This is a genomic window from Candidatus Peribacteraceae bacterium, assembly GCA_041661065.1.
GTDB lineage: Bacteria > Patescibacteriota > Gracilibacteria > Peribacterales > Peribacteraceae > CAIKAD01.
Map to the genome: position 1 here is coordinate 888,983 of JBAZVD010000001.1, position 26,506 is coordinate 915,488.

At 52.4% G+C, this 26,506-nt stretch carries 23 protein-coding genes; 11 read left to right on the top strand and 12 right to left on the bottom strand.

Features of this window, described 5'->3' with window-relative positions; all coding sequences use genetic code 11:
* Window positions 1-11: 11 nt before the first annotated feature.
* Window positions 12-509, bottom strand: a complete 498-nt coding sequence (locus WC698_04030) for a hypothetical protein (GenBank protein MFA6039404.1) — start codon at window positions 507-509, stop codon at window positions 12-14.
* 66 nt (window positions 510-575) lie between these two features.
* On the opposite strand from WC698_04030, the gene WC698_04035 reads away from it, so the two are divergent.
* The 6 genes from WC698_04035 to WC698_04060 all read left to right on the top strand — a co-directional run bounded on the left by WC698_04035 (window position 576) and on the right by WC698_04060 (window position 10,050).
* Complete coding sequence (locus WC698_04035) at window positions 576-2,048, top strand: hypothetical protein (protein MFA6039405.1); 1,473 nt, start codon at window positions 576-578, stop codon at window positions 2,046-2,048.
* Between the two features lie 328 nt (window positions 2,049-2,376).
* Window positions 2,377-7,122, top strand: coding sequence for a hypothetical protein (locus WC698_04040; GenBank protein MFA6039406.1), 4,746 nt, complete (start codon window positions 2,377-2,379; stop codon window positions 7,120-7,122).
* A complete protein-coding gene (locus WC698_04045) occupies window positions 7,119-7,664 on the top strand; it encodes a hypothetical protein (protein MFA6039407.1) in 546 nt (181 codons plus the stop codon). The genes WC698_04040 and WC698_04045 overlap by 4 nt, the downstream gene beginning before the upstream one ends.
* A 208-nt stretch (window positions 7,665-7,872) precedes the next feature.
* Window positions 7,873-8,343: an endonuclease domain-containing protein gene (locus WC698_04050; GenBank protein ID MFA6039408.1), complete on the top strand. Its 471-nt coding sequence runs from the start codon at window positions 7,873-7,875 to the stop codon at window positions 8,341-8,343.
* A gap of 168 nt (window positions 8,344-8,511) precedes the next feature.
* Window positions 8,512-9,330: a hypothetical protein gene (locus WC698_04055; GenBank protein MFA6039409.1), complete on the top strand. Its 819-nt coding sequence runs from the start codon at window positions 8,512-8,514 to the stop codon at window positions 9,328-9,330.
* A 309-nt stretch (window positions 9,331-9,639) separates the two neighbouring features.
* Complete coding sequence (locus tag WC698_04060) at window positions 9,640-10,050, top strand: EamA family transporter (protein MFA6039410.1); 411 nt, start codon at window positions 9,640-9,642, stop codon at window positions 10,048-10,050.
* On the opposite strand, the gene WC698_04065 is transcribed toward WC698_04060, so the two are convergent.
* Genes WC698_04065 through WC698_04075 form a run of 3 tightly spaced genes read right to left on the bottom strand, consistent with a single transcriptional unit; the run spans window position 10,051 to window position 12,759 of the window.
* Window positions 10,051-10,425: a hypothetical protein gene (locus tag WC698_04065; protein ID MFA6039411.1), complete on the bottom strand. Its 375-nt coding sequence runs from the start codon at window positions 10,423-10,425 to the stop codon at window positions 10,051-10,053. It lies immediately after the preceding gene.
* A complete protein-coding gene (locus WC698_04070) occupies window positions 10,422-11,882 on the bottom strand; it encodes a HAMP domain-containing sensor histidine kinase (protein ID MFA6039412.1) in 1,461 nt (486 codons plus the stop codon). Before WC698_04070 ends, WC698_04065 begins: the two co-directional genes overlap by 4 nt.
* Window positions 11,883-11,937: 55 nt before the next feature.
* Window positions 11,938-12,759 (bottom strand): class I SAM-dependent methyltransferase, encoded by an 822-nt coding sequence (locus WC698_04075; protein ID MFA6039413.1) that lies wholly within the window; start codon window positions 12,757-12,759, stop codon window positions 11,938-11,940.
* A 138-nt stretch (window positions 12,760-12,897) separates the two neighbouring features.
* Between WC698_04075 and WC698_04080 the strand changes: the two genes are divergently transcribed.
* Window positions 12,898-13,287 (top strand): S-adenosylmethionine decarboxylase, encoded by a 390-nt coding sequence (locus WC698_04080; protein MFA6039414.1) that lies wholly within the window; start codon window positions 12,898-12,900, stop codon window positions 13,285-13,287.
* 82 nt (window positions 13,288-13,369) lie between these two features.
* Here the strand turns inward: WC698_04080 and WC698_04085 are convergent, their stop codons facing one another.
* The 6 genes from WC698_04085 to WC698_04110 all read right to left on the bottom strand — a co-directional run bounded on the left by WC698_04085 (window position 13,370) and on the right by WC698_04110 (window position 22,262).
* A complete protein-coding gene (locus tag WC698_04085) occupies window positions 13,370-15,625 on the bottom strand; it encodes a winged helix-turn-helix domain-containing protein (protein MFA6039415.1) in 2,256 nt (751 codons plus the stop codon).
* A 13-nt stretch (window positions 15,626-15,638) separates the two neighbouring features.
* A complete protein-coding gene (locus WC698_04090; protein MFA6039416.1) occupies window positions 15,639-17,897 on the bottom strand; it encodes a MarR family winged helix-turn-helix transcriptional regulator in 2,259 nt (752 codons plus the stop codon).
* A gap of 671 nt (window positions 17,898-18,568) precedes the next feature.
* Entirely contained in the window at window positions 18,569-19,690 is a 1,122-nt protein-coding gene (locus tag WC698_04095; GenBank protein MFA6039417.1) for a hypothetical protein, read from the bottom strand.
* Window positions 19,691-20,305: 615 nt separating this feature from the next.
* A complete protein-coding gene (locus WC698_04100) occupies window positions 20,306-20,689 on the bottom strand; it encodes a hypothetical protein (protein ID MFA6039418.1) in 384 nt (127 codons plus the stop codon).
* Window positions 20,690-20,889: 200 nt separating this feature from the next.
* Window positions 20,890-21,480, bottom strand: a complete 591-nt coding sequence (locus tag WC698_04105) for an isochorismatase family cysteine hydrolase (GenBank protein ID MFA6039419.1) — start codon at window positions 21,478-21,480, stop codon at window positions 20,890-20,892.
* Window positions 21,481-21,521: 41 nt separating this feature from the next.
* Entirely contained in the window at window positions 21,522-22,262 is a 741-nt protein-coding gene (locus tag WC698_04110) for an amino acid racemase (GenBank protein ID MFA6039420.1), read from the bottom strand.
* A gap of 250 nt (window positions 22,263-22,512) precedes the next feature.
* Here WC698_04110 and WC698_04115 point away from each other — a divergent pair, with 250 nt between their 5' ends.
* From WC698_04115 to WC698_04125, 3 genes are read left to right on the top strand one after another with little or no spacing between them, the layout of a single operon-like run.
* Window positions 22,513-22,788 (top strand): hypothetical protein, encoded by a 276-nt coding sequence (locus WC698_04115; GenBank protein MFA6039421.1) that lies wholly within the window; start codon window positions 22,513-22,515, stop codon window positions 22,786-22,788.
* A gap of 18 nt (window positions 22,789-22,806) precedes the next feature.
* Entirely contained in the window at window positions 22,807-23,739 is a 933-nt protein-coding gene (locus WC698_04120; GenBank protein MFA6039422.1) for a formyltransferase family protein, read from the top strand.
* Entirely contained in the window at window positions 23,714-24,376 is a 663-nt protein-coding gene (locus WC698_04125) for a peptidoglycan DD-metalloendopeptidase family protein (protein ID MFA6039423.1), read from the top strand. The genes WC698_04120 and WC698_04125 overlap by 26 nt, the downstream gene beginning before the upstream one ends.
* 6 nt (window positions 24,377-24,382) lie before the next feature.
* On the opposite strand, the gene WC698_04130 is transcribed toward WC698_04125, so the two are convergent.
* Window positions 24,383-25,420 (bottom strand): PilT/PilU family type 4a pilus ATPase, encoded by a 1,038-nt coding sequence (locus WC698_04130; protein ID MFA6039424.1) that lies wholly within the window; start codon window positions 25,418-25,420, stop codon window positions 24,383-24,385.
* Between the two features lie 138 nt (window positions 25,421-25,558).
* Here WC698_04130 and WC698_04135 point away from each other — a divergent pair, with 138 nt between their 5' ends.
* A complete protein-coding gene (locus tag WC698_04135; protein MFA6039425.1) occupies window positions 25,559-26,068 on the top strand; it encodes an NYN domain-containing protein in 510 nt (169 codons plus the stop codon).
* Window positions 26,069-26,183: 115 nt separating this feature from the next.
* Here the strand turns inward: WC698_04135 and WC698_04140 are convergent, their stop codons facing one another.
* The gene (locus tag WC698_04140) at window positions 26,184-26,429 is read right to left on the bottom strand and encodes a hypothetical protein (protein MFA6039426.1); all 246 of its coding nucleotides are present in this window, start codon (window positions 26,427-26,429) and stop codon (window positions 26,184-26,186) included.
* Between the last annotated feature and the right edge of the window lie 77 nt (window positions 26,430-26,506).

The following is a 26,506-nucleotide window of genomic DNA, read 5'->3' on the forward strand; positions in this document are numbered from 1 at the left end:
ATTCCCATTCCTTAGAGAATTCCCGCCACCTCCCGCAGCGTCCCCCAGGGATCGTGCGCGCTCTTGAGCACAAAGCTCTCCGCCCCCGCCTGCAGGAACTCTTCGCGCGTGCCGCGCGAGGAAGAAAAGCCGATGCAGCGCGCGTCACTCCCCTTCTCCTTCAGCTCCCGCGCCACCGCCATCCCCAGCACCCCGTTCCCCAGTTCCCCGTCCAGGAGCACCACCGCGGGCTGGAACCCCATGACCAACCCCACCAGCTCCTCCTGCGTTTCGTCCGTGTGGCGGAGGAACCGCGCGCTGCCGCCGGTGGCGGCCACGAGGGGCGGGATGAACGCGGCGAACACGTCGGTGGAATCGTCCACGAGCAAGATGTCCTTGCCCTCCAGGCTTTCCAACCCTTCGGGGACTTCTGGGACGCCCGTACTCGGAACGCTCAGGTTCACGGAGCCGTACGCATGGGAGATGAGCGTGGCAAGATCCATGCCGCTCGCATCGGAGGAATCGGTCATGGGGGGAGTATACCGTTCCTCGGTTCCTCTCCCGCCTTGACAGCGGTAGTAGAGTAGTGAGCTGCCATGGAAACACCTCCCGATGCACCCGACGGCACCATGAACACCGAACAGGATCCGCTGTCGCCGGTGCGGAAGTTCTGGCTCCAAGGCGCCGGCGACGATGAATGGTACAGAGTATGGTGGAACAACGGTGCGCCGGACATCCGTTCCACCGAATCCCTGCACCTCTCACCGGTCAAAGTGGAGGAATGCCGGCAGAAGTATCGGGGGACCGTTGCGCGGTTGCTCGATCGCGAGCCGGACTTCAATGAGCTGCGCATTCCGGGAGAAGCCCGCCGCATCGCGCAACGCATCCACTCCGCACGCGACGCCCTCTTGGCGTGGTCGCGGAAGCCCGAAACACCGCTGGATCTTTCCGCGCTCGCCCGGAGCATCAAAGCCGGCAGTGATATCCGCAGCTTGCAGAATGGAATGGCGCTGGTTTTTGAGCCTGCAGTTCCACAGGATGCTGAATCTGCCGCTGCAACCGCTCCCGAAACTCCCCCTGCAGCGACCCTTCCCCAGACGGAAAACGAAAGACAAGCCGCAATGCGGGAAGTGGGCGACCGCATGATTGAAGCACTGCAGGAATATGGCACAACCGTTGCGGACCTTCGACGTGCTTTCGCATCACGCCTTTGCCTGGTCCTCAAGTGCACGCACTTTGCGCCGGGTATGGCGCCTGACTTGAGAAAGTGTCCGGAGAAATTAGCGGCTTATCTGCAACAGGAGCATGAATTGTATTTGATCCAACAGACGGTAGCTGACTGCGTGGGCATCGACCGTATGCATGTGTTCTATGAGGGGCTGTCGAGTGAGAACGGCGCGTGGGAGCGCGCATGTGAACAGCTTCAGGCGCAACCGGACAACGCGCAACTGTGTGAACAATACCGCAACAATCCTTCCGCACCCTTCGGAGTGCCTGCGGACAATCATAGAAACATCATGGCCTTTCTGCAGCAAGGAATGGACCGGCAGGCGGAAATGTCTCTATACCTGCTCAAGGGCGATGAAAACTTCGCCATCTGGCGTGCCCGAGGGGGCGATGAGTTGCGGGGGAGGGTACACGGCCTTGCGGATAGCGTTCAGAATGCGGCATTTCCTCAAGAGCTCCGGGCCTTCCAACAATCCATGCGAAAGGTCATGCGCGAAGATCCGGCAAAGTATCAAGCGCTCTTCGATCAATTTTGCCGCGAGAAGCGTCTGCAGAACCTCCATCCCTTCGTAGCCGGGCAATTACACCGGCATATCCGACAGGATGAGGTTGGGGTTCTCCCTTTCGGGGCGGATCACGTGAGAGAAGGCTACCACCAACCGCATTCCTGTGATGCTTTCAGGGGCTTCCAGCTTGAGGATTACACGGAGAAAAACCCGGAACTGAAAGACCTTCGTCTCATCGTCATCGAACCGAACGGATATCGTGCATTGAATGAGCCCGCCCTCTTCAACCGCGCCAAGTTCTTTGCCGCATTGGGAAGGCAGCCTTCGGAAATGTGACATTGGTGGGAGAGGGGAGCCGGGGGGGTGAGGTTACAAAACAGATAACAACACAAATCTTCCCCGTTCCACGCCCCCATGGAACGTCTTTCATCCCCGGGCGAACACAGGAACCTCACCCTTGACAGTTTTTCTTCCAAAAGACCTCTCCCCCATCCCCCACGGCGGTGCTTTGATGGTGTCGTTCTTCCCCTCTCTGCCCATGCCAAGCAGGAACCGCCCGCAAGTCGACCAGGATCCTTCCCTCAAAGAGCACCAGCATCCGAAGAGAAGCCTCCCGCAAACCCGGCGGCAGCTTTCCCTGGAGACACTGGAGAAGCGGTATCTCATGACAGGGGCGGAAGGGGAATTTACCGAAGCGCAGCTGAATACCATCCACGACATCGAGTACGCGCTCACGGAAGAACAACTTCTCAACGAGCAAGCGCGCGACACGCTCGCCATCTCGTCCATTACGGAGCAGACGAGGCAAGACATGATCACCTTCTCCGATCTCTGGAAGACGGAAAACGCGGAACTCGTGCAGGATACCGCGCGGTTCGACACGCTCACGGCGGAGCAGCAAGCACTGGGAATGGAGTCCCAAGATAAATTCGCTATTTTCGTGGAGAAATCCGATAGAGTCGAGGAAGCGGAGCAACGCATCCAAGACCTGTCCTCACAAGCTACAGCGATCAGACAGGCACTGGAGGGGATGCAAGCCCAACAAACACCGCTGCTGGAGGAACGGAACCAAGTGCAAGAACGGGCTGCCTATGAACGGCAGCAATTGAATGCTTCTCAAACCACGGTGGATAATCTCCTCAACCGACAAGCAGACTGGCAACAGAAACTCCCTCTCCTCCGCAGCCGCTTGGATACGTACGAACAGGGCATCGAAGAACTGCGGCAACTCCTTCAGCGGAAGGACGGCTTGGAACAGGCAATGGAGGAAACCGATGCGGACATTGAAGGGAAGGTACAGGCGAGGGCGAATGTAGATCAGCTCATCGACCGGGAGACACGAGAGAACTGGCAGCCATTGTGTGACGAAGCTACAAAGCTGGTAGATACTTTTTACGGGCTCCAGGACCGTATCGCCGCGCTGGATAAAGAGCATGCAGACTTGGAACAACACTTGCCGGAAGCCGAGGCGGCCCTTGCGGAAGCCACGGCACAGTTGGAAACGCTGTTATCCCAGTGGAATAAAACGGAGGCTGAAATCCTTTCTGTCGAAAGGAATCTGGAACAGACGCAATCGAGGATTTCTCGGCTCGAAAACATGGCCTCAAGGTTCCCCCGTGTCAGGTCATCCGGGTCGCAGCTTGACCAGCTCCTCGAGAGACGTACGGAACTGCAACGCAAGCTCACGTCACTCAAAGAGCTTCTGGAGAAGCTCGCGGACCAAATACTGGTTGCACAGCAGGTAAAATTTGATGTTTCCCAGTCGCTCGATACCCTCCGTGCGCGTGCGGATGCCGTTTCTGTGGAAAAGCATACGGCTGAAGAGACATTGCATGAAACGCATGACGCGTACCAGCAAATATGTACGCAAATCAATGTGGTCGTTGAGCGGATCGAGAAACTTACTGATGAGTCAGTCGTCTTGTACGGCGCCATCAACGGCGCCCGGAACCTCCGCCAAGCACAACAGCAGGAAAACGACGGCATCATTGCGGAAATTTCCGCGCGTACGCAATCGCTCACCGACGAACGGGAGGCCTTGCGCCTGTTCTTCGCAGACCTGACCGGCGAAACACGGGACATCAACCCCGCACAGGACCTTCCCGCATTCAAAGAGGCGCTCCAAGTCTTCGAAGGAGAGTACGGCCAATTTGCGGACGCCTTTGCCGACTTGCCGAATTGGATAGCGGAATACACGGGGCGCGTTGAAGCGTTCCAACGTTCCTTGGAACAATTGAACGCGCGCCTCGAAGAGCTCACCAACCTCATCAACGCCAACGCCCAAGCAATCGAAAGGTTGACGCAGACGCTTGAGGAAGTGCAGACGACAATGGAACAACAGACGGATATCCGTGATGCCGCAAGCGCCATCGTAAACGCCATCCGCCAAGACATCCTGCATATCATAGACCGGAAAGCGGCGAACAGATCTGTCCTGGACACCCTTGCCGCAGACGTGGCGCAACACCGGCAGAGCGTGGAAGACATCCGTGCCTCCCTGCACGCGGCGGTGGAGAAGGCGATGGAGGAATCCGAAATCATCAATCCCGTGATGGATGTGGTGACGGGAAATCGACAAGTGACCGTACAATTCCAGTCTCCCCATGATGCGAGCAACCTGGACCTTGTTCCTCCCGACCTTACGAGGTCATACACGTACCTCACCGTGGAGCATCCCGGAGGGACCAGGACGGGAACCGCCACGCTCATTCTGCCCATCGGACTGCCGGCGCGACAGGTCTTACTGAGGCTGAAAGACCCTGAGGATAACGTGATCGCCACCATGACACTCATTTGGAACGGCCAGAGGTTCACGGATATGTATAAGGAGAGCGCGGGAAGCGTTGCGAAATTCGTGGACGAGAACCCCTTTCCTCCCATCGACCTCACCGACCCCGGTGTCCGGGAGAACTTCGCCTATCATGTCGCGAGCATCTCCCATCTCTACCCAACGCTCAGCGCTCGGGATGTGGCAAAGAACGCGCAGCCGTGGTTCTTTGGCGCAACGCCGGCTGAAGACGAAGAGGCGCTGCTGGCGTATGCCCATTCGATTGTGCTGCAGAATCCCGGCCTCAATGAAGGCCGCCTGGTCGATTCCTTACGCCAGACACGGCAGGATCTTATCACGCAATCGCAGCGTACCATCAATGCCGCATGCGAGATCATCCAGGATGTGGCTGATGACACCTACTATGGCGTGCTGGCCGGCGAACAAGGCGACTTTGTCACAATGAATGCGCGCTTCGCCCATGCCGAAAATTGGTGGAATGTGCATTCGGAACGGAGGAATTTGATTGTTCCCTTGGCATATGCTTCGGCGGGTGCCATCCGCGGAGCGGTAACCAACCACTTCTACGAGCTGTACGAAGAGCAGCTGTTCTGGGAAGTGCAAGATGAGCAGTGCAAGCAGCGTATCTTGAACTTATCCACTTGGGGCCTCATCGGCACCACCATCCTCCCGGACGGAACCATCATCCGCCCGAACGGTAAGGTGTACCACCCGGACGGAAAGGAGGGCTCCATGAACCCTGAAGACGTCCCCAAACAAATCCCTCGAAGCACAGCACAGTCGCGGCAGAACGTGCTGGAGTGGATGGTGCTCCACTGGAACGACTCCATGCTCGACGGCTTCCGCGATATCGAAGACCCCGCCGAGCGCCGCCTCGCCATGCTGGAAACGCTCTATGGCGACCACAATCTGTGGACGGATACAGGAATGCCCCCGCCAGAGGATGGGAAAGCGCGAATAGCGCCGAAAGATCTGGATGTGAAGAGGGAGGTGGGGGGAGGAAGCGACGATGGCACATTGGACCTTTCTACACTCGATGCCGCGATAACAATGACAGAAGTGATGGGTTGGTACCAAGAGACTTCAAGCGGTGCCCTGGAGAATGTGGAAGGATATGACGTGCGAAAAGACACTACCATTGGCCGCATTTTTCTGGGACTTGCGCAACAAATGCCGAACAAGACTATGAAAGAATTCCGCGCAATGTGCTCTAAAGCCGAGAAAATCACCGGCATCTCCGGGGAGAGGCTGGCAAATCCGGCCGTGAGTGGCGACTATAACCGCTTCATCACCAACCTCGTAAACGTGTTCAAGGATGCTGGCCATGAGGCAATCTTCAATGGCAATCCCAACTACACCCCCAATGACCTGATGCATGTGCGCACGGAGGATGTCTACTATACCAATGGCACCATCCGCGTATTTTTTGACCTACCGCAATCCATCAACGGGAAAGCTATCGGGCACTCCGCCATTTACCTCCTCCGTGGAGACACGGGGGAGAAACTCCACAATAATCCTCTCACGGGCGAGATCCGCAACCAGCTCTACACCGATATCCCCGCTTCATACATCGGACACCTCAATTTCCCCCAGGGATTCAAGATCAAACTCGTGAGCTGGCCCGAGGGAGCCACAGATGATTCTGAGAGAATTTACTGCACTTCATCGGAACCATTCTTCCTGGAGTGGGACGGCTTATCGGAGAATCCCGTGGGGGATTATTCAACGCTGCCAGAAGGACCTGCACATGAGAGGGAAAAAATATTCCTTTCTGAGTTAACATTTCCCGTTGCTCCAGGCGATTGGAGTTTTGGTATGGGTTCAACTGAACATGATGGTTTGGGGTTGTATGCAATCGACTTCAATGTCGCGGGAGATGCTGACAAAGATAGAACAGTAAGAGCTGCATGCCGAGGAACAGTAACGCAAGTCGACCTGGAACAAGGCAAAGTCGCCATACAATATGACAATCTTGATGGTACACACTATAAAATCACGACATACCACATGACGCACATTTTCGAGGACCTAACCGGTATAACGTACCTTGGTGCTCAAGAAGCTAGGGTACAAGGTGCCGATGAAAATGCTGAGGCAGTGAAAAGGGCAAATGCTCAAGCAGCAATTAACGCACTCATTACACAGGTTTTGCATGTATCAGCCGATGCGCGTTTAGGAAAGGTTGGCGATGAAGGGTATTCATTTGGATACCACCTTGACTTCCGGATACACTTAAGTGACGGCACTCCTGTGAATACGTACCGCTGGGCAGATGCGATGCAACCCGGATTCCCCGTAAAAGGTACGGTTGGTAATAAGGAACTCACTATGCACTGGAGTGATGGTGCTATGACATTAGTGAACGATGCCGAACAAATCGCCATGAAGAGGGTAAATATTCGCAATGACGAAAATGAAGTGACTGGTGCAGAAAACCTGGCTTATGCATGGGAATCGGGTAAACAAATCGGGCAGATGACAAGAGTGATGTGGGATGAAGGGACAGGAGCGTGGTATGAAGTCGATATGAATGGTACTCTGGTTTCTAATGATGACGGTAAGAAACACATTTGGCTTAAGAACGAGTCATCCAGTAACTATCATTTTATATGGCAATGAAGAAAGCTTCCTTTATCTGTGTTAGTTGCGCGCTACTTATAAACTGTAGCGGTATTGTGCCTGACGAAAACAATGGAGGGACTAACAATCTTGCAACTCAATCGTATTACTCTTTGAATACTACAAGAACATTCAATTATCGTTATACACGATCAGATGGAAGTATCTCATATACAAATTTCTCGGCGCCCAAGTTTCAATTCTATCCTCAAGATCTTATCGTTGAAATCTATGAACTTAATTCCGTCCCCTGCTCCTCCTCCATCACTGGCGCCTCTCAGACGAAAGTAATCAGCGATGCAAACGGTTATGCGGCCTGGGGCAGGATGGATGCGTGGGATGGTCGCGGGTTGGAAGGATGGGAATACCCCGTCAATTGGGAGCAAATCATCTGCAAACAAGAAGGGACACCCTTACCGACATCGGTCTATGCTTTCTGTGCAGAAAAGGATGAGCGCACGGTAGTCATTTGCATGAATCAGATGACCGACAACCCCCAACTCGCGGAGGAGATCTTTAATACGTTTAGGTGGAGGGAGTAGAGGCATTATGGGGGTTTCTTTTTGTTGTTTTACCTCACCCCCAACCCCTCTCCCGCCTCGCCATTCTTCCCCCCAGGTGACGGTTGAAATGAATGAACGGTGCGGGGAGAGGGGCGTACTCTTTTCCTTTTCAGGCCGTGCTGTGGGAAATATGCACCGAAAGGAATGAAGTATTGTCATGTTTGTTGTACATGTTTATCGTTTGTCCATGCATGAAGAACGGGAGCGGCTGGGAAGAAAAGCCTTTGCGCGTTCCTTGCGCAAGGACATGACCGATGCAGAGTTGTACCTGTGGGCGGCATTGCGGAACCGTCGATTCCGGCAATACAAGTTTCGCCGCCAGGTCCCCATTGGCGCGTATGTCGTGGATTTTCTTTGTATGGCGCATCATCTTGCATTGGAAGTGGACGGCCCCATCCATGAGAAGCGGGAGCGTAAGGAATATGACAGGAACCGCGATGCATGCTTATGGGAATTGGGCTGCCGCACGCTGCGGTTCAAGAACGAGGAAATCATGACCGATCTGCCGTCCGTCCTCTGCCGCATTGAACAGGCAATACTGCAGCCTGCCAAACAACAAACATTCCCCCTTCTCCGCAAACCTGACGCAGTCATATCAAAGCAAACACGCATGGCTCCGATGACGAGGACGGAGAAGGGGGCAAGGGGGATGAGGTAGAACAAACAGATAACAACCTACCCCCCCGTTCCACACCCCTGTAGAACGTCTTTTTGGGCTTCCATTAGCCAAGAATTTGACTACCCCCAAACAATCCCTTCCGGACCCCCTCCCCTCCCCCCTCTCATAGTGGTTTGATAGTACCGTCTTCTTTCCTCCCCCACCCCCATGACCCGCCTCGCCGCCGCCTGCCTTACCGGCCTCCTCCTCTTCACTTCCGCCTCCACGGCCTACGCCAGCCCGCGCAGGGGCGCCGTAGGGGGAACCTCCGCAGACCCCGGAAAGCTGGACCTGCGGTGGAAGAATAACGTGCAGTCCTCCCGGCCCTCCTCTCCCTCCTCCGTAGCGCCTCTCATCATAGGGCAGCACGCCCTCCGCAATGTCACGTTCTCCGCCCCCACGGGCGGCGGATGGGTGGTGGATACTGGAGAATGGAAGCCGACGAACGGCTGGGCAACAGAGCTCCGCAAATCCACGTGGTCCCCCGAACTCCTGGCGAACGTGTATTCCACGAGCATCTCCGTGGGTGTTGCCCCCATAACGTTGAACTACACCAAGGAGCAGCTGGATGGCTACTTCACACGACTGATGACGCAGAGCCCCACGGGGGATGGATACGGCGACTACTACGTACCCAACTACGCCTCGGCAGGAGACCCCACGGACACGGAATTGCTGGGCCTCCCGGCGCGGAAGTATCGGTTCACCGTTGGAAAGACGCAGCGAGGCGAGGCGATTTTCGCCACCAAGGATAAGATGATCTACTCCGTGATCATCATCGCCAAGCTGGAACAGTACGAAGAGGCTGAGTCCGTCTACCAAGAAATCACCCGCACATTGTCCTTCTTGCCGCAAACGCCGTCCTCCTCTTCCGTCCGTTCCTCCTCCTCTTCCGCCTCCCCCTCGCGCATCCAGCGGGCACGGCAGCAGCGCCAGAGCAAGCGGCAGGAGCGGCTGCAGAAGCGGCTGATGAGGGAGAAGAGGTAGGAGATATGCATCTTTTCTAGCTCACTAATTTTCTATCCAATAGATCCATGCAATCATTACTTGCGTACTCTGCCGGCCAAACAAGAATACGAAACGTCTTCCTGCGTCTCACCATAGTCTTGTTGGGGCTAATAATACTGTTGGGTCTATTGGTTTTTGAAGAAAAGGGCATGCGTCAATCGACCTATCCTTCCAATCCTATCTTTCTCCCAAAGTCGATTCTCTTACCACTATAACTGCGAGAATTTGCATTTTAGTGGAGAATATTATTATCTCGCCTAAGCAAAAACGCAGGTCTATAGTGGAACCATGTTGATGTCCCTCCTCGCGATGGTTTTTTATTCGCTTGAGATTGCTCTCACGGATTGGAAACTGTCATCCATTTCCCCGCGCTTACTCACTTTCCTCTATTCAACCGGCGTGGCGATCTTTGCGCTCCTCACACTGATACTGGCTCGGGAAACACACTCCATGCCGGATACAAAGCAATCTGTCTTTGTTTTCTTGATGATCTTCTCGTCATTTGTAGCGGCCAGCGCACACTTTCAAGCACTCACCACGGGCACCAGCGCCGTCACCCTATCACTGACCTATGCCTTCATGCCGGTGATGGCATCGATATTTATCGCCATCTTCAAATTCCAATTCCCAAGTTTGCAGCTGATTTTCGCCTGGATCCTATCCATTGCGGCACTCTACCTCGTGGGTACCGCAAAATGATCACGCTGAAATACCGCACTGCCCCCGTGCTTCCTGTAATTTATTCGTGAATTGATGACGGATATCAATGATGGGCTGGCTGTGGTCGAAATCGTGGTAATGCTTGTGTTCTTCTTCTTCCAACCATTCACGCGTATGCGATAGGATGCGCTTACACTGCTCTTTTTCTTTTTGATTCAATGGTGCGCTGTCCAGATGGCGCAAGCAATCATCCGATTCTTCCCACATCCTGCGGAACTCAAAATCAATGGGCTGGAAGACAAACGTGAGCACATCCCCCATCACCCGCCTCGCTTTCTGTGATACTTCGGTGATTTTGGAGGACATTGCCGGTTTGTCCGCAAGCTCTTGCCGTTGATGCAAGCGTTCTTTCATTTTGCAGGAGCGGACACTGCCCCCGTGGGAGCTACGAGGGGCAACTCGATATTGAACGTCGTCCCCTTCCCTTCCTCGCTCTCAAACCAGATCTTCCCTCCTTGCGCTTCCATGGCGCCCTTGGCAACGTAAAGGCCGAAGCCGTTCCCATCCTTGTTGTTCCTCACGTTGCTCGCACGGAACATCTTGCCGAAGATTTGTCCCTGCTCGGACTTGGGTATTCCGCAACCCGTGTCCTTCACCTTCACCTTCATCTTTCCTCCGTCAACCGTCACCGTAAAGCTTACGTTGCCCTTATCCGGCGTGTATTTTACGGCGTTCGTAAGGAGGTTCTCTACGGTCATGCGGGTATAGCGCCGGTCCAGCAGTACAGTCGGCAAGTGTGCAGGGATCTTCTTCTCAAACATCAGCTTCTTCTCCAGCGCCTTTGGTTCCACAACGTCCAGAATTTCTTTGAAGAAGTCGTTCAAATCAAGCGCCACGGGTTCCATGTGAACCTTACCCAATTGAATGCGCGACACATCAAGAATCATGCTCACAAGATCCGAAAGATTCGTTGTGATCTTCTGCATGGTTCCTATGGATTCCTGTTGCTCTTTAGCTAGCGAACCAATATCCCCATCATTGAGCATTTCCAAGTACCACTTGATGGATGTAACAGGAGCGGCAAGCTGATGGCTTACGATGCTCAAGAGTTCATCTTTTTGGCGGTCGAGCTCCAGCAATAACTTGACCTGTCTTAACCACATTCTCCGCAATACCAGTGTAAGGGTAGTTAAGATACATATTAGAAATAGAACAAACAATGCAAATGGCAGTAATGCTGTGTTAACTGCTTTCCGAAAAGCTGTAACATCAACATCAACACCAAGAATGAAATTCGATGGACGGCCATCTATATCTAAAATCGGAGCTGCACCAGCTAAAATGGTACCCCATTCATCCTCGTCCAATTCTGGCTCAACATAGGGCTCATTAAACGGTATTTGCCCGTAAGGAGGAGTACCACTGATATCATAGGCATCACCCGGTAAAGATAGATCTTCAATATTCAATTCACCATCACCATTTAGGTCATCTTCTATATTACTTGGATCTAATGAATCCGCATCTGCTACAAACTCTAGTATCAGCGGATCTTTAGTCCTACGAAATATGTATGCCCATTTAACATCTTTTACTCTCTTTTTGATTTCACGTAGTGCAAGCACTGCACTTCTGTGTTCTTTAGACCCAATGCTCTCATGTCCACCAATTCGAGACAGCTCTTCTGGAGTAAAGTGCGTGGCAGCAGAGGTAATAACTGATACTATTCTATCATCCAAGCTAACACGGAAAAGCTGTTGTACCTTTATATATAGTACAACTGATGTAATAACTGTAATGCCAATAGATACAAACAGCAGTATTGCTGCCGTAAAAAGAATACTTACATTGAATTGTTTTTGTCTCTTCATGGGAAAGTAAGACTATTATAGCATAATATATTGGTTAAACACAAATAGTTTTCATTCACTTTATGGCTTCTATAACCATCAAATCGCTCCCTGATACTGAGAAACGTTCATTGTGGTAGCCACCACTAATGATTGTCTTTGTAAAATGTGCCTTTTTAAATAATGTCATCACCTCAAGAGGATAGTAATACTGCATATGCATCTTTAGCACGATCTCTTTCCCATTCGGAGTGTATACACAAGCATATTCATCAGCCTCTTGAGATTGATGATTCACATGTAGATAAAAGAGCGCCTCAGTGTTATCTTTATATGTACGCACTGCTTTCTCAATGTGGCGTGAGCGAAAATCAGTCCAAAAAGGAGAAAATATATCTGTATAGAGTTTCCCTCCTGGTTTTAAAGCCTTATTCAACTTGAGAAGGATTCTTGGGAAATGATCTCTTTGAATAAACTGAAAAAAAGAATATGGGGCAAGAATCACATCAAAAGAATTCGATGGCAATTTTGCTTTTTCAATATCCTTAAACAAAATATTGTTTGCTTTTAGATTGGGCAATTTCTTAATCAAATTTTGCAACATCTCGTGTGATTTATCTATACCAAGTACATTAGGGTTGTTTTGAAGAATAGGAATTAGTATGCGCCCTGTTCCAACGCCAAGGTATAATACTCTTCCTTGAGATCCTTTTGATTTGTAATACTCAAGATCACCCGAATACCCCGGATAAAGTTGGTCATACAGATCAGCAAAAAGAAAAGCGTCTTTGGCTTTGTTTATTGTTGCTTTAATGGCCTTCTCTTCATCTACTGAATAAACATAACTGGATCCCCATTCTGGAAGGCATTTATCGTTCGATTTAGAGTTCTTGACCATATTGATGGGATGAATAACAACAAATCAAAATACAAAGATTGTATAGGACGATAGCAAATCCTTATGTACTGGTCGAGTATATCGCTATTTCCAGTGCTACCATTGCTTTATTAGCATTAGTTTGTTATTAATAGCCATATGAAGAAGAAAGAGCCATTTGGTTATCTAATGACCTTGGATCTATATAATTGCAAAGAAGGCGCCTGCAATGATATTTCATACTGCTATGCCTTCCTTGAAATACTGGTTGATAAACTTAAGATGATTAAACAATCACCACCATTTATTTTTCAAAGTGATGAGAAGTTGTATCCTACAAAAGCTGGACTTAGTGGTTGGGTTCCTATCATTGAAAGTGGCATCCAAATTCACACCTTAACTCATACAAACTTTATTTCTATTGATGTCTATTCTTGTAAACTTTTTTCAACTGAGAATATAAAGGAGTTTGTACAGAGCTACTTTCAATGTACAGAGGTTGAAATGCATTTTATAGAAAGGGGTGTGAATTATCATGAAAAAGAATAACTTGGTCATGCTTCTCAAGACTCCTCTAACCAGATACGCATTTTTTACCTGGCTTAATTATAGTACAAGAAAGTCATAGCATTTATTGTTTTAGTATATTTTTTGAGTTAACAACTGCTCCCACAATCGCTAACATTAGAAATGATCCAATAAACCACAACGATACTTTATACCTTTGTCCTGCTGCCTGATACACATCCGCAATATCCATGTCTGCCCCCAAGATCGCCACCGAACGCGATTCTTTATTTCGTATTGGCGCGCTTGCGGAAATATATGTTCCCCACTGGTCCGTAAACACATCATCAATCAACGGCCTTTCGAGTGGCTCGAAGGAACCTAAACCTGTTGAAATCGGAGCAGAATAATATGTTCCCGGCGCCACATTCAGTTCGTCTTCGTTCATTTCACCATCTTCATTGTAATCATTCCAGTAGGGAAGGTAATAATTAGAATCGGCATCTGCAAGGAACACCCACATACCTTGTTGCTCTGTCGGCCTAAAAATGTATACCCATTGAACACCTTCAGTGTCGTCTCGTATTTCATTCAACTTTGTAAACACTCTCTGATACGCTTCTGTTTTCAGGTCGCGTGGAAGGTGAAGTTGGGCTAAATCCGCAGGATCAAATTCGGATGCTGCCATTGCCACGATTGCCAGCAACTTCTGCCCCATCTCATCCTTGATAATATTCAGCGTGTAGTAGTACAGACCCAGCGTAATGAAGAAGGCAATTTCCGCGGTGAGTGCCAGGGAAACCAATACCTTTCTTATATTGAATACTTGCCATACCTCCTGAAACAGTGACTTATTGAAGGCCGCCAGGCGAATGAAAACGAAGAACAAAAACAAACCTAGAAAATAAAGTGTAAAACTGAAAGACTGCTGTGTTAAAGTGCCGATTGTTTCTGCCAATACATCAACACTAAAAATGGCTACAGCACGACCTGAAGCGCCGTAAATGGGTGAAGAGGCACTTAAAAAAGTCCCCCATTGATCTATCCATAACTCATCCCGGCTATAGGTACTTGCCATTTCTTCTTCTATATCTGGATCAAAAACTGAATATCTTTCGCCAGGTGTATTTAATTGATCCTGTTCATCAACAACACCATCCCCATTCAAATCTTTCTGCTCAAAGGGATTTAATGAATCTGCATCTGCTGCAAACTCCCAATACCCCTTTTCTACAGACGGTCGCATGATATATGCATATCTCACCCCTTCATTCTTTTCTCGTATTCTATTCAAAATCTCAATAACCTTCGCATATTCCGGTTTCTTGATGTCATCATTCGTCCGCAACGCATCCAAATCCTTTGCATCAAACTGCATGGCGCCCGTTGCGGCAATGGACATGGCTCTCTCGCGGATACGCTGGGTGTTGAGGTAGACGTTCTGTTGATAGAGGGCATACGTGATTCCCGCAGCCACAAGCGCAAAAAGAGCGAAGATCGCAATGCTCTTCCTGCTGAGGAAGAACTCACGGAGACCGGAGAGGGTACGAGTGGCGAGAGGGATTGCCGGAGCCTTTGGCGTAGCGGGGGTAGACGCGGTGATGGTAACGCCGCTCTCCTGCTCCTGCCACAGACGCTCGAAGAGCTGCCGTTCGGTTTCCGCCAGTTCGCGGTAGTGGAGGAAGCACGCGCGCCTCTCCGCATGGTTGATGCAGGCGAGCACATCCCCCACGATCACCTTCTCGAAGCTGATGGGGTAAGTGTCCTGGGGCACGAGCAGCGTCTTGCGGTACTCGAAGGCGTCGCGGGAGGCGAAGCGGCGACCGAGGGGCGTGTTGTGGACGATGTAGCGGGCGAAGATGCCGCGGCGGCGGCGCTCGCGGAAGTACTCCACGCGGAAATCGCGGAGAGGATCGTCCTCGGCGGAGCACACCACCGGAAAGTAGTGGAGCATCTCCTTGCCATGGTTGAGGAGCTTGTCGTACGCCTTGGTGATCCCCTCTTCGCCGTCGAAGAACTCCATCTCGGGGTGCGCCTTGTCCACGTTGAGGGACGTGATGAACGCCTCGAAGTTCTGGTGGCGGCGTTTGAGCATCTCGTGCTTGGCGCGCGTATCGTCCTCCACCCATTTGACGATGGAGCGCAGCGAGATGAGGCGATACACCAGCGTGTCGTTCATGCGCTCCTTGGTGACGATGTTCCGCCGCAGGAGCTTCTTCATGGCCTGGTCCAGCACCCCGGTGCTCTTGCCCGTCTTGGCTGCGATCTGCCGCAGCGTAAGCGCTTCCTCCTCCAAGAGCTTATTGAGGACCAAGAGCTCTGTGGCGGAGAACCCCGCTTCGCGGAGGTAGTTCTCGATGCTGGTGGGGAGGGAGTTCATGGGAGGGGTTGCGTCACTTCCATTTGCGGAGAGCGAGGGCAAGACTCAAGAGCACTACGAGCGTGCCGGCGAACCACAGGGGGAAGATGAACCTCTCGCGGTGGATGCGTAACGCCTCCGAATAATCCGCGTCGATTCCCAGTATCGCAACACCCTTCCCCGAACGGTCTGTAATGGGAGCGCTTGCGGAGAGAACATTCCCCCATTGGTCATTACCCACTTCCGTCCTATCCACCAGAGGCCGGCTCAAAGCCCGTTCTTGATCTGCGATTTCCGAATATTCCTGATAATTCCGCACTCCGGGGGCGCAACACATTTCATCGGGAGTTTGAATGCCGTTATTGTCGGCATCCGTCCAGCAAGGAATGTTAAAATTGGCATCCGCATCACCAACGAACTCCCACATGTACTCCCCCTCCGCCGGACGCATGATGTACGCCCACTTAACATCAACTTCCATATTGCTATCCCGTACATCATTCAGTTTCTTGAATACCCGCTGATATGCCTCCTTTTCCATGTCACGTGGAATGCGAATTTGGTTTAGGTCATTGGCATCAAATTGGTTCGCAGCTGTAGAAGCGATGGCTACCAGTTTTTGTCCGATCTCCTCCCTTATGAAATTAAGCGTGTAGTAGTACTGGCCCAACGTAATGAAGAACGCCACCTCCGCGCACAGCGCCAGGATCACCAGTACTTTGCGCATCTGGAACACCTGCCACACTTCTTGCAGTAAGGACTTATTGAACGCGGCGAGGCGGATGATGACGAAGAGAAGGAATAAACCGACGAAGAACAGGACATAGTTCAAAGACTGCCACGTGAGAAGGGAGATCTGTTCGACCTTGATGTCGACGCTGTAGCATGCATTAGTCTTCCCCGACGCATCTCGAATGGGAGCAGTAGTGGTAAAATAGACGCCATATTGGTCGTAGTGGATTTCCGGTGTTGAAAACGGAATAGTCATTCCTTCTTTAAAATATGGATCAAATTCCTCATAAAGGAGCCCCGGATATTGGAGTTCATCATTATCATCAATGACACCATCAGCATTCGCATCAATTTTCGCAAATGGATCGAGGGAATCCGCGTCAGCAACAAATTCCCAATATCCGACTTTATTCGGAGCCGGACGCATGATGTAGGAATACGCAATACCGGGATTCGAATCCCGTATCTCATTCAACTTCTTGATGACTTTGGCATACTCCGGCTTCTTGATGTCCTCGATGGTGCGGAGTTGGTCCAAGTCCTTGGCATCGAACTGCATCGCCCCCGTTGCGGTGATGGACATGGCGCGCTCGCGCAACCGCTGGAGGTTGAGGTTGTACGTGTGCCGATAGATGCCGAAGACGATGCCCGCGGAGACCAGTGCGAAGAGAGCCAGGAGCGCAAGGCTCTTCTTACTGAGGAAGAACGCGCGGAGACTGGAAAGGGTGCGGGTGGCGAGCGGAATCTCGGGGGCTTTGGGCGCAGCGGTTTGGGCGGCGGGAATGGCCACCGCGTTCTCCTGTTCCTGCCACAGCCGCTCGAAGAGGGCGCGTTCGGTTTGGGCGAGCTGGGGGTAGCAGAGGAAGCACACCCTCTTCTCCCCATGGTTGAAGCACGCCACAATGTCCCCGGCGATCACCTTCTCGAACGCGATGGGGTAGGTCTCCTCCGGCACAAGGATCGTCTTGCGGTACTCGAAGGCATCGCGGGAGGCGAAGCGGCGGCCGAGGGGCGTGTTGTGGACGATGTAGCGCGCGAAGATGCCGCGGCGGCGGCGCTCGCGGAAGAGTTCCACGCGGAAATCGCGGAGGGGATCGTCCTCTATGGCGCACACGACGGGATAGTAATGGAGGAGCTCCGTGCCGTGGTCGAGGAGCTTGCCGTAGGCCTTGCGCATCCCCTCCTCCCCCTCAAAGTACTGCATGGCGGGGCGGTCCTTATCCGCCTTGAGCGACGTGATGAACGCCTCGAAGTTCTGGTGGCGGCGCTTGAGCATCTCCTGTTTGGCGCGCGTGTCCTCCTCCACCCACTTGGCGATGGCCTGCACGGAGATGAGGCGGTACTTGATGGTCTCGTTGATATGCTCCTTGGTGATGATGTTCCGGCGGAGGAGCTTCTTCATGGCCTGGTCCAGCACCCCGGTGCTCTTGCCCGTTTTGGCCGCGATCTGCCGCAGCGTGAGCGCGTCTTCCTCAAAGAGCTTCTTGAGCACAATGAGTTCCGTGACCGAGAAACCGGCCTCCTGAAGATACGCCTCAATACTGCTGGGCAGGGTGTTCATAGGGAAACACTGCGAGGGCTGCGCGGCGTAAGGCAAAGGGGAAGACGCAAGCACTGCACAGGCAAACCTGTACTCTATCGAATCTTCGGCACTTGTAAAGATCATTTATTGTGGTGAGATAGTATATATGGTGTAAGAGCAATTCCCCCGCGGCATTTCCCCCGCCCGTATTTCGTTTGAGCCCTTGTAGAAGCCATAAAAGACGTTCCACGGGGGTGTGGAACGGTACGCCCCTACCCCCGGAAGTAGGCTGAAGAATCACCCTTTTGCCCTCTTCCTCGCATGATCGCTGTGGTGCAGGACAGGACTCAGGGCGTATAGGCTATAGAACGAGAAGCCGCTCCCGCCCTACCTTCCTTCCCATCCACCACGCGCTCCCCCATGCAAATGCCCATAGGAAAACGACATCCAGCGACAGTGCGACCCATTGTACTTTCGTGGGATTCTCCCAGGGGGAAGCGATCGAAACGGCCCCGGGGACCGGCGGATCTCTGCCGCTCTGATCCTGCAGTATGAACGCAAAGGGATATCCAAAACGGGCATCCCTCAACTCCGTCCCGCGGGAAGGCAGGCTGAGGGATGCACCGGCTAGGAGGAACGCGATGAGCAGCGGAAGAATGTATCGTTTCATGGCCACGGATAGCTTGTGAAGAAAGAATGCGGTACTCGGATCACTTCGTCCAGTATTTACTTCCCGGTACAGGAACCTGCCAGGCAGCAATAATTCTTTCAATCTGATCCCCAAAACTGCACCAGGTACTATAACAATAGGAAGGGGAGCGATGCCCCAATTGTGCCTGTAATTTTCCCCCATCGATAGTGACGTTACCGTTCGCCGTTCGAATATAGGTGTAGTACCATCTGTTCTTCTGGATAGCTTTTGCATCGGCAGACCCTATGGTATATGCCAGTTCATTGCGGTTATCTGCAAAACGAGTGTCGAGATATGCTCGTGGTAGATCTGAGGATGCATATTGAAACTTAGGGTAACTGCCAGAAGTCTCGGCAGAATCGAGGTATGTCTTTCCATCATAGTTGTTCAGAAAGAAATCGTGCTCATACGTCGAATTTGCGGGGAATCCAGTAACAGAATCCCAATACATAGATTGATTGGTAAAACGTGATGTTGAAGATGAAACACCAACATCAGACCAGCCATATTCTGGTACCCACGTTTCGAAGCTCACAGCCGCAAGAGCACGAGTTACAGCAAACAAATGCCGAACAACTTTCACTACTTGATCGACAGCGGACTGTGATGACTGCAATTGATATTCCTGAATATTGCTTTGCTGTTGGGAAGTAGCTTGTATATCACGAGCAGTCCCTTCAACTGTCATGCGAGTAATACGTATACTCTGTGGTGACACCATTGCGGCATCAATATCTCTTGCCCTTGCCTGAAGCGAATTCCTCATCTGTCTTGATAAAAGTGTGCCTTGAGCAATCTGACGCTGCGTGCTAGCCGCCATATCTCTTAGGAAAGCCTGATGTAGATCGGGAGCTTGTTGTGTTATCACAGGACTTGCAACATTTTCAACTCCGATAAAACCGATTGCTACCGCCTGTCCCAATGTAAATTCATGCTCCAAGAGGATAGGAGAAAGATGGAGAGCCTCGGCCTCCCTTATTGCTTCTTCCACGCTCAGAGGCGTTCGAAAAATGACGTGTGCTTGTCGTGTGCTTTCTTGTCCAAGAGTTGCGACGGGTAAACCCACCGCAACAAGCGAAGTACCAATAATGATGGTACAAACTATCAGCATACTTTTCTTTGACTTGATACAAGTCATCATGGGAGAAAGGGGAAATATGCTTCCATGAAAGCAATGCTAATGCTCAGGGTGAAGACCTCGCTTACTGTTTTCTTTCAGCTATGAAGATTTTTCCGCTACCATAAGGCACGTAATCCGTTCTACACACCCATGGAACACCCCTCAGCAACCCATTGATATCTCATGATTATAGTGTTGTTATGGTGCTGTTTCAACCCAACATGCTCAAGAGGCAACTTGCCAAGTTTTTTTACTCCCATTTTCTACCCACACGAATGGATGATCTGTTTATGACAATTACATAGAACGCATCTATCCCCATCTCAATCGGATCAACCTCCAAGCCCTCCTCCCCCCTCCCCCCCTCCTCCTCCTCACCCTCATCCTCCTCCTCTGGCTCGCAGTTATCGCCCTCTTGATCCGGGCTACCGTTCGGGCGGTGCAGAAACGAAAAATCGCGGAAGCGGTGGTCCTTTCTGCGGTCGTTCTCCTTGTGCTCGCAACGACCGGTGAATATGCACTCTTCTTCGCTTGGTCCCTCTGGTGCGAGACGGGGCTGACAACGTGCAGGCTGTAGCTAGAGTTGCATCGAATCCACGGTCACCATGGAGCTGTGCAAACTGAATCAACAGCAGCTCATCGTTTTGCTTCCTCCACTTCCGGTCCCCAACCGGGCGGCAATGGCTTGTTCTGCCAACCGGGGGAAGGTTCTTTCGTCCCGATCAAAGTAGGCGGAGAGCCGGTACATTCTCTCATTTCCATCCCTTCATGCGAGCAGCTGATCATACGAAAATTATCGAAACGACAACGTACGAAGTCGACATGCTCCATGTAGATATTCTCGAATGTGGTGTTCTTGAAGGTGCAATCTTCAAAAAGGGAGCATGTCATGCTTCCTCCGGATATGGTTGCATCAATGAACGACGTCTTCCTCCAAGGATAATCCAATATTTCCGTCTTCCTCAGGAAATACTCTCCTTGAATAGTGGCATTGCCTATGACGGTATCAATGGAATCCATGAGTAACATGCTCAGGCAGCAGAGAGAAGTGTACACCGTGGCACCGGATGGGACGACCCTTTCCATAGTGGATAATGGTGAGCATAAGTATAACCGCCAGGAACTTCGCAGACACATAAGCGATGTTACAGGCATGACTTTTCCTCCATTTGATTTCCAGGAAGAGTAACAAATCGATCTACTGTTGTGAGTAGTTGTAATTAGAGTTCCATCGAATCCACGGTCACCACCCAGGCGATCTTGGGCAGGAACTGGAGGGACTTCTCGTGATCCTGTTGCGAGGCTGCGGCACAGGCATCCGCTACAACCGTGACTATAAAATCGTTGTCGTGGGCATCCCGCGCGGTGGCTTCCACCGCCAGATCCGTCGCCACTCCCGCGATGAACACGTGGGTCACACTCTTCTCGCGCAGCAGATCGGCCAACGGCGTGCCGTGAAACGCGCTCACACGCTGCCTCTCCATCACAAGGTCATTCGTGCGGAAATCGATGGAGGGATGGAACGCCGTGGACCAATCACCGGCCTTCAGTATCCCGTACTCATGCGCTTTGCCGAAAAGCGGAGAGGACTTCGGTTGGTTCGCGTAGGAAGGATCAAACGCAAGCCGCACGAATATGACAGGCAACTCTTTCTTCCGGAAGATAGCGATGGCCGTATTGAGCTTGTCGAACGTGGCAGCCTTGTTGATGAAGTCGGCATACCCCTTGGCGGCAAGTTTCCCTCTCTCATCAACCACCTCGTTGATGAAATCGATGACGAGTAATGCCTTGGTTGTTGCGGGATCCTGCATAAGAATGGAAAGTCAGATACAAGTACTATCACGAGTGGACCCTATGAGGTTTTTTTACGGGAACGAGGAGCCTTTCTCCGATCCTTGCGCTTCTTCTCATACATCACCTTGCATGCCTCCTCGGCAAGAATGTGCAAGGAACTGTAGAGAGGAACGGAGGTATATTCTTGGGAAATGACAAGGGGCAACTCCGTACAGGCAAGAATCAATGCATCGATCTCTTCTTTTTCAATCGCATGAATAATCTCCCGTAATTCCTTCTCTCTGAGCGCGGTAAACGAACCTGCGATGATCGCTTTGATGATGACATCCAGACGTTGCTGGTCTCCCACGACGGGCACTACCACTTGTACACCATTCTCCTGGAGAGAGGTTGTATACAGCCCCTTCCGAAGAGTAGTTGAAGTTCCGAGAATCCCAACGCGATGGTGTTGTTGTTCCAGGACACGCCTCTTCACGGTCTCGATCATGGAAAGAACTGGTAGACCGGCGGCTTCCCTGCATTCATCAATGTAGAGATGCATGGTGTTGCATGCAATTACGAGGAAATCGGCATCTGCTTCCGCAAGGATGCGTGCTTCTTCCGTGAGCATGCGCACTGCCTTCTTCTCATTCTGCTTATCACTGATCAGATCGGGGATGGGAAGGTTGCTCAAAAGAACATGCGGATAATCACTGTTCCGTTTTGCACCATGGACCGACTCACTAAGGCCAATGAGTAATTGATAGAACCGTATACTTGCCTGCGGTCCCATGCCGCCAAGGACACCTATCGTTTGCATTGCACGGTGAAGAAGTGAGGCTCAATCCGACACAAGAGTAGTACGGTTCACAGACAAGTGACAAACGCATTTCGCTCCTCTGACTTACTAATATAGGGGCCGTTCCATGGGGTCGTGGAACGGGTTTTTCCGTATCAGTAAGCCTAGAATTTGATCTCACCTGTTTTTTCACTTCACCTACTCATTGTACGGGCAGAGGAGATTGATAGATTGAATACGGCACTTGCCCCTTGTTTCTTCCCCCCTGTGTATGACAGAAGCCCCACGACATACATTCAATGAGAAGATGAACGCATTGGCGCGGCATACGCTGGGTGTTTCGCTCCACACTCTCAGTGCGGATGTCCGTACACTTCTCAAAGATGTCCTGTCTCTCCAGAAAGGAAGCATTTACACATCTATGCAATGGCTTAATGCGAAGAACAATGTCTTCCAAGGACACTCTCCTATCGAGCTGATCCGCCAAGGACAATGCAAAGAAGTGCAAGCCATCTGGGCCGAATGCAAGAGGCGTTATGGCTATTGATTTCTTTCCCTTTCTCTCATGTCCACATCTGGTCAGTACAACGGAATTCACTACTTCGGGGATGCTGACTCCACTCCTTCCATCCCCGCCACCCCCATCAATGCGATGTTCCTCACTTCCGTACGTGATACGGGGACGTGCGACAGGAACGGATCCATGGTTGAAACGGGGGAAGGCCTTTGTTACATGGAAGGCACCATTGAACGAACGGTGAAAGAAACCAGGGCAGGGGGAACGTTGGACGGCATTCTCCGTATCGTTGCCGTTGTGACGGATGATCTGGAAAAGGATATGCGTGGCAGTGCGTATCCTGCACGTCCGCATCCGGGGAAACCGTGGATTCATGGCCATGATCTTCGGAATGCCGATGGAGCATTGATGGCTGATGCAGAGACTACCTTCTGGATCCCTTCGGATTTTCGGGCGCTCCCGAGATGGGACACGGACACTCGAACCGAACGTAAGTTGGCCTTCGAAAGCAAGGTCGCCAAATTGATGGAAGAAAAGCAGGCTGACATCCTCATATCCGACCACTACATGGCGCGCATCGCCTTTCTCATGAATGACACATTCCACAAATTTGGACGCATCCTCAACATTCACCCGGCCGTGACCGTTGAAGGGCATCCACATTGCTTCAGGGGAAAGACGCCGACGCAGGATGCCATCGACAGGGCACGATCGGGCAAGCTGACTCTCACCGGTGCAACGTTGCACTTGGTTGATGAGATCATTGATCACGGTCCACCCCTTGCATTCATTGCACAAACTCCTGTCTGCCCCTTCGATGAGCCTCAATATTTGCGCTACCGTAATTATCAACAAGGTAAATTACCGCTCTTCATCGCAGGTATGCGACACTACGCAGAGCGTATTTATCCCCATCTCAACCGCATCAATTTAAAAGCCCTTTCCCCCCTCGACCATGTACCCTCTCCCGATCCTCGATAGGAAAACAGTCGTAGCGCCGCTTTTCGGGGACGCGTTGCGCGGACCGCCGCACGTCTTCGACTTCAGTTCCGGTAACCCGCAGGTGATGCAATACGACCCTGCCCATTTCCCGGAGTTCCAACGCAAAGTGTACGAGGTCCTACGCGAGAGCGGGAAGACGTGGGGTATTGGACGGTACTTCGAAGAACGGCGCACCATGCTGCGGCACTTTCCGCAGATGATCCAGGAAGAGAGGATTTATCACGTCGGCGTAGACATCACGAGCCTCCCCGGCACATCGCTGTTCGCCCCGCTGGACGCCGAGGTCTTTTCAGTAGGAAAGGAGGAAGGGCTCGGCAACTACGGCGGCTTCGTCATCCTGCGCCATGGCAAGGATGAAGATGTATTCTATTCATTCTACGGCCACCTCCAATCGCACCACAGCGTGCGGGAGGGACAGCGCATCGTAGCGGGCGAGAAGTTCGCCGTCATCGGGGACGGGGAAGACAGCGGCGGCTGGTTCACCCACACGCATCTGCAGATCATCACCGAAGAGGCACGGCGGCAGGGACGCATGTTCCACGGGTACGTTGGCGCGGGCGACCTCCCCCTCCTCGAAAAACTCTTCCCCTCGCCCTATCCCCTCTTCCGGTACTGAACCCCCTCACTTCAACGCCGGAACGTGGAAGTCGTAGGTTTCCTTGCTGATGAGCCCCTGCTTGAGGAGCTTCTCCGCGGACTTGGCGAAGGTGACCATCCCGATGTTCTCCGAGGTCTGCATCACGGTCACAAGCTCCTGCGTGCGCGCGTCGCGGATGGTGTTGGAAACCGCCGGCGTGTTGATGAGCACTTCGCGCAGCGCAATGCGCCCGCCGCCCGTCTTGGGCAGAAGCTTCTGCGCCACCACCATCTTGAGGGAGAGCGAAAGCTGCGAGCGGATCTGGCTCTGCTGGTGCGGAGGGAAGGCGTCGATGATGCGGTCGATGGTCTGCATGGTATTGGGCGTGTGGAGCGTGCCGAAGATCAGGTGGCCCGTCTCCGCAAGGGTGAGGGCGGCCGTGATGGTCTCCGGGTCGCGCATCTCGCCCACCAGGATGATGTTGGGGTCCTGGCGCAGCACGCGCTTGAGCGCTTCGGGGAAGGTGCGGAAGTCCTGCTCGTACTCGCGCTGGCGCACGAGACACTTCCCCTTGGGGAAGAGGAATTCAATGGGGTCTTCCAGCGTGATGATGTGGTGGGATTCCGCGGCGTTGATGGTCTGGAGGATGGCCGCGAGCGAGGTGCTCTTCCCCATGCCCGTGGGGCCGGTGAAGAGGATGAGCCCGTCGTCGAAGCGGTAGATGTGCTGCGCGATCTCCAGGAGCTGGAGTTCCTCCAGCGTAGGGATGACGGAGGGGACGATGCGCGCCACCAGGGTGACGTTGCCGCGCTCGAAGCTGCAGTTCACGCGGAGGCGCGTGCCGCCCTTGAGCGCAAACGAGACGTCGATCTCCTTCTCTTCGGTAAAGCGCTTGTACTGCTTCTCGTTCAACACGGCCTGCACCACGCCCAGCGCCTGGTCGGCCGTCATCTCCTGCTTGGTCTGCGGAATCAGGTTCCCGTCGATGCGGAAGAGGAGCGGCGCCCCCACGGCCACGTGGATATCGGAAGCCTTGGCCGTAACCGCGGATTCGAAGAGCGTTATGACTGTTTGTTTATCCACGTTGACAGTATAGCAGAAAATGGGGTTTTGCTCAACGTCATGTACGGTACAACCAGCCTGGGTAGCTGAAATTCTGATCTTGTGTGACAAGGTGTACATCTGTACACTTTCCCCTATCCATCTCTTGCTCTCTAGCTTGTGGCACATCCATCGGATAACGGCGGTTGCATCGCGTACATTGACGGCGCCAATCTGCACATGGGAATCAAGAGCCTGAAGAAAGAAATCGACTACGGGAAATTCCGCCGGTGGCTCCGTTGGAAGTATCGCATTACTGTCGCCTATCTGTTCATCGGATACATACCCGAGTACGAGAAGTTGTACGATCATCTCCGTCGATCCGGCTACACACTCATATTCAAGGAAACCGTCACACGATCAGGAGAAACCAAGGGCAATGTGGACGCTGAACTGGTGCTGCGCGCCGTCCGCGACGTGTTCGAAACCCATCCACGGCACGTCGTTCTCGTTTCCGGTGACGGAGATTTTTCTTGTTTGGTGGATTTCCTCCATGAGAGACGCCTCCTCCGGACGCTGATTGCCCCCAACCGCAAGTATTGTTCCTACTTGCTACGCAAGAAAAACCTCCCACTCGTATTCATGGATGACATTATCGCCAAATTCGAAAAGACCCCCGGCAGGCATTAGTGTCCTGCAAGGGCTCTTTTCATATTGTGCGTTCATTGTATCTCCATCATTCGCCCTCTGCAATCGCTTCTCCGCCAATATCCCTTTCCATGGCACCGAAGGCACGGCGGGCGGTTCATTCCTCCTGCTTGCACAGCTCCACGATGCCCCGCGCCATGCGGGCGGCATGGGCCGGGTTCCAGCCGTGCTCGTCGGCGGCGGCATCCCATAGGGCGGCCACTTCCGCCGCAAATTCCCCGTTCCCCACATCGGGATCCTCCTCCAGGGCTTCCTGGTAGAGCGCGATGATGGCAGCCACGGCCTCGACGGCCTCGGCATTCAGCTTCTCCAAGCTGTCGTAGGTGTTCTGCACGCTGGGCATGGCGGGTTTATTGCGTACTGGAAAGGAGAAAGCAATTGACGGGGGAAAAGAAATACCTGCAAGAGATAACCGGCGCT

Coding starts and splice junctions, on each gene's coding strand:
- WC698_04060 (MFA6039410.1), top strand. CDS start 9,640: ATGTTGATGTCCCTCCTCGCGATGGTTTTTTATTCGCTTGAGATTGCT.
- WC698_04050 (MFA6039408.1), top strand. CDS start 7,873: ATGCATGAAGAACGGGAGCGGCTGGGAAGAAAAGCCTTTGCGCGTTCC.
- WC698_04030 (MFA6039404.1), bottom strand. CDS start 509: ATGACCGATTCCTCCGATGCGAGCGGCATGGATCTTGCCACGCTCATC.
- WC698_04045 (MFA6039407.1), top strand. CDS start 7,119: ATGAAGAAAGCTTCCTTTATCTGTGTTAGTTGCGCGCTACTTATAAAC.
- WC698_04065 (MFA6039411.1), bottom strand. CDS start 10,425: ATGAAAGAACGCTTGCATCAACGGCAAGAGCTTGCGGACAAACCGGCA.
- WC698_04070 (MFA6039412.1), bottom strand. CDS start 11,882: ATGAAGAGACAAAAACAATTCAATGTAAGTATTCTTTTTACGGCAGCA.
- WC698_04125 (MFA6039423.1), top strand. CDS start 23,714: ATGTACCCTCTCCCGATCCTCGATAGGAAAACAGTCGTAGCGCCGCTT.
- WC698_04075 (MFA6039413.1), bottom strand. CDS start 12,759: ATGGTCAAGAACTCTAAATCGAACGATAAATGCCTTCCAGAATGGGGA.
- WC698_04095 (MFA6039417.1), bottom strand. CDS start 19,690: ATGATGACTTGTATCAAGTCAAAGAAAAGTATGCTGATAGTTTGTACC.
- WC698_04035 (MFA6039405.1), top strand. CDS start 576: ATGGAAACACCTCCCGATGCACCCGACGGCACCATGAACACCGAACAG.
- WC698_04140 (MFA6039426.1), bottom strand. CDS start 26,429: ATGCCCAGCGTGCAGAACACCTACGACAGCTTGGAGAAGCTGAATGCC.
- WC698_04100 (MFA6039418.1), bottom strand. CDS start 20,689: ATGGATTCCATTGATACCGTCATAGGCAATGCCACTATTCAAGGAGAG.
- WC698_04115 (MFA6039421.1), top strand. CDS start 22,513: ATGACAGAAGCCCCACGACATACATTCAATGAGAAGATGAACGCATTG.
- WC698_04090 (MFA6039416.1), bottom strand. CDS start 17,897: ATGAACACCCTGCCCAGCAGTATTGAGGCGTATCTTCAGGAGGCCGGT.
- WC698_04080 (MFA6039414.1), top strand. CDS start 12,898: ATGAAGAAGAAAGAGCCATTTGGTTATCTAATGACCTTGGATCTATAT.
- WC698_04105 (MFA6039419.1), bottom strand. CDS start 21,480: ATGCAGGATCCCGCAACAACCAAGGCATTACTCGTCATCGATTTCATC.
- WC698_04040 (MFA6039406.1), top strand. CDS start 2,377: ATGACAGGGGCGGAAGGGGAATTTACCGAAGCGCAGCTGAATACCATC.
- WC698_04120 (MFA6039422.1), top strand. CDS start 22,807: ATGTCCACATCTGGTCAGTACAACGGAATTCACTACTTCGGGGATGCT.
- WC698_04085 (MFA6039415.1), bottom strand. CDS start 15,625: ATGAACTCCCTCCCCACCAGCATCGAGAACTACCTCCGCGAAGCGGGG.
- WC698_04110 (MFA6039420.1), bottom strand. CDS start 22,262: ATGCAAACGATAGGTGTCCTTGGCGGCATGGGACCGCAGGCAAGTATA.
- WC698_04055 (MFA6039409.1), top strand. CDS start 8,512: ATGACCCGCCTCGCCGCCGCCTGCCTTACCGGCCTCCTCCTCTTCACT.